Annotated in this window: 9 protein-coding genes and 1 CRISPR repeat array; of the genes, 2 read left to right on the top strand and 7 right to left on the bottom strand. The window is 25.9% G+C overall.

What is annotated here, in order from left to right:
• Nucleotides 1-94: 94 nt before the first annotated feature.
• From ACTQYZ_RS09925 to ACTQYZ_RS09910, 4 genes are all read right to left on the bottom strand, one after another.
• Nucleotides 95-481, bottom strand: a complete 387-nt coding sequence (locus ACTQYZ_RS09925) for a hypothetical protein (protein WP_441416536.1) — start codon at nt 479-481, stop codon at nt 95-97.
• 154 nt (nt 482-635) lie between these two features.
• The gene (locus ACTQYZ_RS09920; RefSeq protein ID WP_441416535.1) at nt 636-1,052 is read right to left on the bottom strand and encodes a hypothetical protein; all 417 of its coding nucleotides are present in this window, start codon (nt 1,050-1,052) and stop codon (nt 636-638) included.
• A gap of 59 nt (nt 1,053-1,111) precedes the next feature.
• Nucleotides 1,112-1,645 carry a hypothetical protein gene (locus tag ACTQYZ_RS09915; protein WP_441416534.1) on the bottom strand — a complete coding sequence of 178 codons (534 nt, stop codon included), beginning with the start codon at nt 1,643-1,645 and terminating at the stop codon, nt 1,112-1,114.
• 73 nt (nt 1,646-1,718) lie between these two features.
• Complete coding sequence (locus ACTQYZ_RS09910; RefSeq protein WP_441021433.1) at nt 1,719-2,834, bottom strand: D-alanyl-D-alanine carboxypeptidase family protein; 1,116 nt, start codon at nt 2,832-2,834, stop codon at nt 1,719-1,721.
• 166 nt (nt 2,835-3,000) lie between these two features.
• Between ACTQYZ_RS09910 and ACTQYZ_RS09905 the strand changes: the two genes are divergently transcribed.
• Both ACTQYZ_RS09905 and ACTQYZ_RS09900 read left to right on the top strand, forming a co-directional pair.
• Nucleotides 3,001-3,285 carry a sporulation transcriptional regulator SpoIIID gene (locus ACTQYZ_RS09905; protein WP_441416533.1) on the top strand — a complete coding sequence of 95 codons (285 nt, stop codon included), beginning with the start codon at nt 3,001-3,003 and terminating at the stop codon, nt 3,283-3,285.
• A complete protein-coding gene (locus tag ACTQYZ_RS09900; RefSeq protein WP_441416532.1) occupies nt 3,251-4,444 on the top strand; it encodes a hypothetical protein in 1,194 nt (397 codons plus the stop codon). Before ACTQYZ_RS09905 ends, ACTQYZ_RS09900 begins: the two co-directional genes overlap by 35 nt.
• Nucleotides 4,445-4,468: 24 nt before the next feature.
• On the opposite strand, the gene csm6 is transcribed toward ACTQYZ_RS09900, so the two are convergent.
• The 3 genes from csm6 to cas1 form a co-directional block, all read right to left on the bottom strand.
• Entirely contained in the window at nt 4,469-5,785 is a 1,317-nt protein-coding gene (gene csm6 / locus ACTQYZ_RS09895; RefSeq protein WP_441416531.1) for a type III-A CRISPR-associated CARF protein Csm6, read from the bottom strand.
• Nucleotides 5,786-6,520: 735 nt separating this feature from the next.
• Nucleotides 6,521-7,251: a CRISPR direct-repeat array (repeat unit 35 nt; unit sequence GTTTTCGTCCCTATGATAGGGATTATTTTTTTATA).
• Nucleotides 7,252-7,448: 197 nt separating this feature from the next.
• A complete protein-coding gene (cas2, locus tag ACTQYZ_RS09890; protein WP_441416530.1) occupies nt 7,449-7,730 on the bottom strand; it encodes a CRISPR-associated endonuclease Cas2 in 282 nt (93 codons plus the stop codon).
• A gap of 4 nt (nt 7,731-7,734) precedes the next feature.
• A partial coding sequence (gene cas1 / locus ACTQYZ_RS09885) for a CRISPR-associated endonuclease Cas1 (RefSeq protein ID WP_441416529.1) occupies nt 7,735-8,740 on the bottom strand: 1,006 nt, incomplete at its 5' end.

The following is an 8,740-nucleotide window of genomic DNA, read 5'->3' as shown; positions in this document are numbered from 1 at the left end:
ATAATATATATTTTAAATTATAATTACATATATACAATCAATTTAGTCAAATATATAAAAACATTTTTTTTATTTAACATTTTTATAAATATTTTTAAAAATCAATATCTTTTGTATTTTTATTTTTATTTGCTCCAATAATATAAAGTATAGGAAAAACAATCTTACTTCCTATATTCGTAGGAGTATTTTCAATACCAACTAAAAAAATAGATAAAACATTATCCATAACGACAAAAATCAAAACAGCTGAAGCTAAAATAATACATACATTCATTATTTTTTTATCAGTACACTTTGCATTTTTCACACCATATATTCCAGTAAATATATATATAACAGAATAACAAATACCCCATAAAACAAACATATTAAAATCTAATATATATTGAAGTGAATAAATAAAGTTTATGGCAGCAACTATAATCATTACAATGCCAGCCCCTTTAAGATATCTTTTTCCCCTAGCGTTAATATTCATATTCTTACCCTCCTTTTTATACATAATAACTAGACTATCATTTAAAAAAATTATATCAATAATGTTTATTTTTTAAATTAAAATAATCTAAACTTTAAAAATATTTAATAAAACAAATCAAATAAAAAAAAACGGTCAATTGACCGTTTAATTTTTAGTTATTAAAATCATTAGAATCTATTGATTTTTTATTTTGGTTTACACCAACTAAATATAAAATAGGAAATATAAATCTAATTAAAGAAAATACAGATACTCCATATAAACCATTTATAATATATCCTATTCCATAATCCAAAATTATTACAAGAATTAAAATTATTCCCCATTTAAAACAATCTTTAATATCTTTTTCATCAGTACTATTTGCATTTTTTTTACCTTTTAATCCCGTTAAAATCCAAGTAATAGGATATATAAATGCCCAAACAATATAAAATATAGTTAAAAGGTCTAATGCAATTATCCCCAAAAGGCCCAAAACATTAAATGCCAAAGCGATAATTCCAATAATTAATATGATTATACTTGTTACTTTTAAAAGTGTAGCACCTTTTGCTTTACTTTCCATTATGTTACCTCTCTTTCTTTAAGACAGTATACTTCATAAATACAATATAAACAACACCTTTATAAAATGTTATTATTTTCGTTATTTTCAGATTGATTTGTTTCGTTTATATTAACTTGATTTTCATTAGAATAAGGGTTTGCAAAAATATTTTCTTGATACATTTTTTTTGTATGTATGTTTTTATTTGCACCTTTTATAAAAATAATAGGAGCTGCAATGAGTATTGCAGTAGTATATATTCTTTCCAAAATTAAAAGAGAAACAAATGTATCTAAAATTATGCAGATAAGGCTTATTATAGCCCAAAATTTACATTTTGACATAACCTCTTCATCAGTTACTTTTGCATTTTTAAAACCCAAATATGCACAGTATCCTTCTATTATACCTATTACTAAAAAGAATATACCGGCAAGGCAGTATATTATAGCTTCATTTTGATATACAATATCAAAAATCATTGTTATATATCCAAATAACATAAAAAGTCCTGTAAGAACATTTTGAATACATGCAAATATAAATATAGCTGAAGATGCACGTAAAAATTTTTTACCTTTTGCAAAATCTATATAATTTTCGTTATACATTTTTTCCCTCTTTATTTATAAGTTTTATTTCGTATATTATATATTTTAAGATAAAATAATGCAAATCAATATATTAAAGTCCAACAAAATTCTTAAAAATATTTGTAAATTTGTAAAATATACCTTTATTAGCATTTTTATGTGCTAAATGTTCACTGTAAGAATAAGTTTCATTATTAACATTAATGCTGTAATTTAATATGTAATTATCACTTCCTGAGTTATACACTTTCTTATAATCAACTTTGTACTCTTCTCCATCTTTTAAGGGAAAATATATATCATTTTCTGCAGTAAGTTTTGTAATACCTTTTTTGCTGTTTTTAAGAGGCAGAGTTTTTATGTATTCACCTTTTTCGATAATTTTTTCCATTTTATAATTACTAAAAGACATATCAAGTAAATTTTTACTGTCTGTGTAATGGTCTGCACTTTTTAATACTACCCCCACAACCTGCATATCATTTCTCTTGGCAGCAAAAACAAAACACTTCCTTGCCTTTTTTGTATATCCTGTCTTTACACCATTTGAACCATCAAAACTATTTAAAAGTTTGTTTCTGTTATATATTACTCTACCGTTCTCTTTTCCCTCATATGGCATACTCCACTTTTTATCATTTATTATTTTTACGAAATTTTCATTTTTCATGGCATATGATGCAAGAAGTGCAAAATCATAAGCGGTAGTATAATGTTCATCGTCAGGAAGTCCGTTTGGATTTTTAAAGTTAGTATTTTTCATTCCAAGTTCCTTTGCTTTTTCATTCATCATTTTGGCAAATCCTTCTATTGAACCTCCAATATGATAAGCTACCGCAACTGCTGCATCATTACCAGATACAAGCATCATTCCATGTAGTAAATCTTCAAGGGTTAATTTTTCGCCTTCCTTTAAATATATACTTGTTCCCTCAATTCCCGTATATTCCTTTTTTATTTCAATAACATCATTTAAGCTTCCTTTTTCCAAAGCTAAAACGGCGGTCATAACCTTTGTTGTTGAAGCCATAGGGAGTTTTTCGTCTTTATTTTTGGAATATAAAAGCCTATTTGTGCTGCACTCCAAAACCGCATATGCCTTTGAATTTATACTAAAGGCCTCTACATTTTTTTGTTTAGGTAGACTAAAAAAAGATACAAGTAAAACAAATACACATAAAATAATCGATATAACTTTATTTTTCATAAAACCATCTCTTCCCTTTTATTCTATGTTTATTTATATGTATCTAAAATAATTTAATGTTAAGGACAAAGCATAATAAACCGTTCTTTATTACTCAAAAATTTTTTTTATTTTAATCATATCTTTATAAAAAAAACATAACTTTTAATTAAGTGAGGAAAAAGGTATGTTAGATAATATAAAAACAAGAGTTATTAAAGAAGCAAATTATATTGTAGATAATAAATCCACAATAAGAAAGTGTGCAGATATTTTTAAAGTAAGTAAAAGCACCGTACATAACGATTTATCAAAAAGGCTAAATAAAATCGATATATCATTATATAAAAAAGTAAGAAATATTATAGAAATAAACAAAGAACAAAGACATATACGAGGCGGAATTGCAACAAAAGAAAAATATAGGGAAATAAGAAATGAAAAGAAACAAAAGAAAGAAACCAAGCTTTAGGCTTGTAAGTGCTGTTTTACTTATCATATTAATATTTACGTATAAATTTTATATTAGAGATATTTATATAGATAAGTTTATAAATAAAGAACAGACAAAAACATATCAAGGACTTATTAATCTTTGGGACAGCCCCACAAGAAGTGTTATAGGAAATAGTTATGGTTTTATAAACAATGCCATATATAACTTTGAAGAGGAAAGCGAATTATTTCAAATAGAACTTAGGGAACTTTCTTTTGAAGGGGCAAAGACACTTGCAAACGAAAAAGCACAAAGTGAAAATCACCCTGACATAATAAGTAAATACATTGAAAATACCATAACAAAAACAGACAATATTATGTACGATAAAGAATTTGTAAAATATATGAAAGAAACCTACGGCATAAAAAAAATAAAAGAAGAGGAAGAAAGATGTATATTTCCGTTATATGGTTCTTTTAACGTTATAATAATAAACAAAACCGCCTTTGAAGAAATAGGAATAAACCTTCCTAGTAAAGATTGGGGTTACAATACTTTTATAAACCTAATCAGAGAAATAAAAGAAAAGGATACAAAAAAAGAAAAAATACCCTTTGATATGATTGTAGACGAATATAACTTTTCATATATGAATTTTATTCTTGATAACGGATACGAAAATATAGGATATAAAAAACTTGAAACATTAAAAAAAGAACTTAAGGGATATAATTGTTTAAAAACTAAGAAAAGCGAAGAAGATGTTCATTATGACTTATACAATTCTAAAACAATGATATATGCAGGAAATATGGATGATGTGAATTATTTAATAAGAACAAAAGACAAGGAAAATGCTTTTGAGTTTGAAGTATATCCCTACCCTTATGAAACAAAAAAAGTAAACTTTATGCAAAATGTAAAAAGTTATTATCTGTTAAATACAAAAGATGAATCAAAAGAAACGGTAATAAAAAATTTTATGGAGTATTTATATCAAAAGGAAGGTGAAAATATACTTAATATTCAAGGAAAAATTCCAATGTTTAACGTAAATTATAATGCTCAAAAATTAAAGTATCCATATTTAAAAGATTATATAAATTTAGAAGAATATTATTCAACCGAAGATGAAGAATTTATTTTAAAACAAAAAGATATTTATAAAGAAGTCAAAAATATTTTAAAATAAAAAAAGCAGGTCAGCCTGCTTTTTTTAAAGTTCATCTATTATTTTTTTGTTCATTTCATCATAACTGTTTAAATATTCTTTACTAAAAGGAATATTAGTATATTTTAATAAGTCTACAATCATATTGAATACTTCATTTGACGTATATCCTGTAGTTTGTTTTACATATTCATCTGTTACTGATTTAATTTGATGAGCTGCTGTGTTTCTGACTTTACTTTCCACATCTCTTACTTCGTTTATCTTATCTTTCACAGCATCATTAGTGCAAAATCCATCAATTAAAAATTTAAAATGAACGCTTTTTAATGTGTCCGTAGTATTAAACTTACCGTTTAAAGCATTAGGACCATTTATTATATCTAAAACACGGCTGTCCCCGTTTCTTAATTTTCCGTCAGACCATTTTTTTATTTCATCGTCCATAAATGTATAATCATCAATATTTAATCCGGAATACTTTTCAAATATTTTTATACTGATTTCCAAAAACAATGGAGAAATCGCTCTAATAAAATCAGCATACTCTTTTTTTTCGATTTTAATTTTTAATGATAAAAGATATTCTATAATATCTCTATCTTCTCTTCTGTTTATAGGAAGAAAATGTTCGTTATATTTTGAAATATACCTTGTCATATTTGCAAAGTCAAGCTGAAGTCTTCTATATGCCCCATTTAACAAGTCCATAAATTTATCACTTATAAACTCTTTAGAACCATTTGCGATATCTATTGCAGAAGAATAATTATATTTTCTAATTTGTTCCTTTATGATATCAGCTTTAATTTGAAAAGCAAGGTTTCTTTTTTTAGATTTCTTACATCTATTTTCAAAGTTATCCTCATTATCTATATTACATTCCCACATAAGTTCAACATCATAATCTTTTTCCATTCCATCGTTCATTCTTTTTACTGGGGTAGAAACTTGTATTGGAATAAGCTTTTCTTCGCCAAGAACAGATAAAATCTGAACAGAACTTTTCATTGCAGGAGAACCTGAAGATACATTTACATATATTTCACTCTCAGGATTTTCTTTTCTGATTCTTTTTATTATTTCTTTAAATTCATCAAAAAAGTCATCAAAAATATGAACATCAACAAGATTTGGTCTTTTAATAAGTTCGTATTCTATGTTTTTTTCTATATGTTTTGAAAGAAGTTCAAGAGTTTTAGTATATCTATGATCTGCTTCTTCTTTTTCAACCATTTCCTTTGAAAGATACATATAAACTTTATCAGGTTTAATTACCCTTGAAATATGTATAAAAGCACCATCATAAGACCCTCTTATAGGGTCTGTTCCTCCTATTGGCGTGAATAAAATTTTTTTCATTATTTCCTCCATTGTAATATCCCTTTTATAGAGATTATCTTTGGAAAACACTTAAAGATAAGAGCTATATCTTTGGTGATTTACGTCCCTATGATAGGGATTATTTTTTTATATAGATTGGAACTTTGACACTTCAAGCTTTATGTTTAAGTTTTCGTCCCTACTATAGGGATTATTTTTTTATAAAATATTTAAAATATCCTTTAAAAAATTGAATAAAATGTTTTCGTCCCTACTATAGGGATTATTTTTTTATAGATAAAAAAGTAAGAGAACGAATCAGATTGAATGAGTTTTCGTCCCTACTATAGGGATTATTTTTTTATATATGCACGATTATGACAGCATAGAGATTCTTTTTGTTTTCGTCCCTATGATAGGAAAAAGTTAGGGACGCTGTCCCTATAACCCTGCTCTTTTTTTGCTTGTCCCAAAAAAGAGGTAAAAACGACACTTCTCGGCGAAGTGCCTTATTACGCTTTTCGATGCCTACGTAAAACTCTCCCAAGTTTTACTGGCAGAAAAGCTACCCCAAACCTAACTTAATGAGGGGGTATCGTTAAACATTACCCTGACAAATAATAAAATAGGGCGACGGTAGCACTCGTTCATAGAAAAATCGGGTAGATTTTTCATGAAATCCGAGTGCGTTATAAGCCCCACGGCGAGTGGTGCCCTTTTATTCGACTTTTTTAGGCGAGTAAAAAAGTCGTGGGGTCTTAGGGGTGAAACCCCTAGCAACGTCCCTATGATAGGGATTATTTTTTTATGGGATGGCTATTTGTTAGATTATAATACTCTAATAGTAAGTTTTCGTCCCTATGATAGGGATTATTTTTTTATGCTCTAAAAACGGTGGCACTCTTAAATTAAAAGGGTTTTCGTCCCTATGATAGGGATTATTTTTTTATGAAGGGAACTGAAAAATGAATAAAGATATTATAAAGGTTTTCGTCCCTATGATAGGGATTATTTTTTTATAAAAATGAATAAAGATACAATAAAGAAAAATTTAAGTTTTCGTCCCTATGATAGGGATTATTTTTTTATATTATTGCAGTTAAACGAGCAAATAAAAGAAAAAGGTTTTCGTCCCTATGATAGGGATTATTTTTTTATATAATGACAAACGAAATGATAGTATTTAATGAAAGAGTTTTCGTCCCTATGATAGGGATTATTTTTTTATAACAAGCGTTTACACTAAACGGTATCATTCCATTTTGTTTTCGTCCCTATGATAGGGATTATTTTTTTATATTTAATAAATAAATATGTAAATAAAGCATTCACATTGTTTTCGTCCCTATGATAGGGATTATTTTTTTATTAGGGCGAAAAATGGTAAAATGGTTCGTATGAAGTTTTCGTCCCTATGATAGGGATTATTTTTTTATAAGCTTTTACGTTAAAAGGTATAATCCCATTTTCGTTTTCGTCCCTATGATAGGGATTATTTTTTTATACTATATTTTTCTTTAAAAATATTACATTTGTTATATGATTTAATAAATATAATTATCAAATTATCAATTATCAAAAAAATTATATGTTAAAATTGCGTCTGAATATAAAATATTTAATATTAAGTATTTCATAATTTTATCTCTGACGCAAAATTAAAAATTTAACATATATAAATATATTATATACTACCATATATTTATATAAAAATAAAGTCCTCTTCTTCATACAAAGGAATGTTACCCCAAATATGTATCTCAGAATCACTCCTTATCTTATACATTCTTACATAATCTTCAATATCAATTATTTTTTCAATATCATTAATAAGATTTTTTATTTTCTTTTTATTTAATCTACATTCAAAAACACTTTTTTGAACTCTTACACCATAGGAAAGCAATAATTTACTAAATTTATTTCTTTTTTTATTATCACTAATGTCATACGTAATTACAACCAAAAAATTTACATCTTCCATTTTTTTACCTTATTAATACTGGTTTATAAATTGTTGGATCATTCAAATTAAAAGCTTTATTAATCAAGGAAACTTGATAAATAATAGATTTTCTAAAACTCATTTTTTCTTTAACATCAACTATATAATTATTCATTGTTCTAACTTTTTCTTCATATAATTTTACAAATTTTCTATTTGCATCTTTTGTTAAATATACACCACCAGTTTTTTCTTCAATACTAAAATCATCCTTTTTAAACATATTCCTTGAAACTGCATTTAAAACCATCGAATCAATTATAACAGCTCTCCATTCTTCCATTAAATCAGAAGCTAATGCGGGGTGATTTACTCTATCTTGATGTATGCTTCCCGCATAAGGATTTAGACCTGATAAAACAATGGCATTATAGACTTCATAAAAAAGAAGAGTATAACCATAGCTTAACAAAGAGTTAAATTCATCTTTTGGAGGCTGTCTATTTCTTGATATAAATTTAATATCATTATCTTTTGTAATTAAACTAATACCTTTAAAATAATTCTTTGACGCAAATCCTTCATATCCAATCATTTGAGGTATATTTGTAGATTCTAAAATCATTTTCTTATAGTATATCATTTTATTATATATTTCAGAAATTTCTTTACTTTTTATATTTTTATTATATCTTCTTAAAATTACACTTTGGTTTTTTAATTTACCATTTAAAATTCTTTTTGCAATTGCAATATTAAAATTATCATCATTTTGAGCTAAAAATTGGCTCCTCTGTTTTGTAATATTAATGTTACTTGTACTTTCAAGTCTTCCAAACATATTACCTTTTTTTGATAAAAAGGTTACAAATATTCCTTTATTTAATAATTGTTCTAATAAATTTGAAGAAAAAGATATTTTACCTGAAATAACAATATTATCAATAGAATTAAGAGGTACGAATCTTTCCATATTATCTTTATAAATAATTTTTAATCTTCCACTATCAATAGATAAAATACAACCGTTTTCTTGAATATACAAATAA

The sequence above is a fragment of the Anaerofustis sp. LCP19S3_F7 genome (assembly GCF_052119445.1).
GTDB lineage: Bacteria > Bacillota > Clostridia > Eubacteriales > Anaerofustaceae > Anaerofustis > Anaerofustis butyriciformans.
Note: the sequence above shows the minus strand (reverse complement) of the source record. Positions and strands in the feature narration are given on the sequence as shown.

Coding starts and splice junctions, on each gene's coding strand:
- ACTQYZ_RS09925 (WP_441416536.1), bottom strand. CDS start 481: ATGAATATTAACGCTAGGGGAAAAAGATATCTTAAAGGGGCTGGCATT.
- ACTQYZ_RS09920 (WP_441416535.1), bottom strand. CDS start 1,052: ATGGAAAGTAAAGCAAAAGGTGCTACACTTTTAAAAGTAACAAGTATA.
- ACTQYZ_RS09915 (WP_441416534.1), bottom strand. CDS start 1,645: ATGTATAACGAAAATTATATAGATTTTGCAAAAGGTAAAAAATTTTTA.
- ACTQYZ_RS09910 (WP_441021433.1), bottom strand. CDS start 2,834: ATGAAAAATAAAGTTATATCGATTATTTTATGTGTATTTGTTTTACTT.
- ACTQYZ_RS09905 (WP_441416533.1), top strand. CDS start 3,001: ATGTTAGATAATATAAAAACAAGAGTTATTAAAGAAGCAAATTATATT.
- ACTQYZ_RS09900 (WP_441416532.1), top strand. CDS start 3,251: ATGAAAAGAAACAAAAGAAAGAAACCAAGCTTTAGGCTTGTAAGTGCT.
- csm6 (WP_441416531.1), bottom strand. CDS start 5,785: ATGAAAAAAATTTTATTCACGCCAATAGGAGGAACAGACCCTATAAGA.
- cas2 (WP_441416530.1), bottom strand. CDS start 7,730: ATGGAAGATGTAAATTTTTTGGTTGTAATTACGTATGACATTAGTGAT.